The sequence below is a fragment of the Pseudoalteromonas sp. SIMBA_162 genome (assembly GCF_046535955.1).
Classification (GTDB): Bacteria; Pseudomonadota; Gammaproteobacteria; order Enterobacterales; family Alteromonadaceae; genus Pseudoalteromonas; species Pseudoalteromonas marina.
This window is the reverse complement of the sequence record NZ_JAWJBQ010000574.1, coordinates 1-263: the sequence shown is the minus strand read 5'-3', so window position 1 is coordinate 263 and position 263 is coordinate 1. Positions and strand designations below refer to the sequence as shown.

The following is a 263-nucleotide window of genomic DNA, read 5'->3' as shown; positions in this document are numbered from 1 at the left end:
ACCGATAACTGCAAGAAAGCCTGTGATTAGCGGCCCAATAGCCATCCAAAGAGTGTTAAACGCTACCGCAAAGCTTCCCGCACGTGATACCCCTATAGCCAGTGGAGAAAGCAAAGGTAACAACGCTGCTGATAATAAAATAAACCAACCTATAGTAGTAGATATAGCTGGATTCATTTCATTTAGCTTGATAATAAATTGCCCTACCGCAGTAAAACAATCTACGATAACTGACATTACATTCCCGAAAGATTGAATAAATG

Annotated in this window: 1 protein-coding gene; it reads right to left on the bottom strand. The window is 40.3% G+C overall.

Annotation, left to right across the window (positions count from 1 at the left end; genetic code table 11):
- On the bottom strand, window positions 1-237 hold a 237-nt coding region (locus R0J88_RS20980; protein WP_410901023.1), incomplete at its 3' end, for a hypothetical protein.
- Window positions 238-263: the final 26 nt, after the last annotated feature.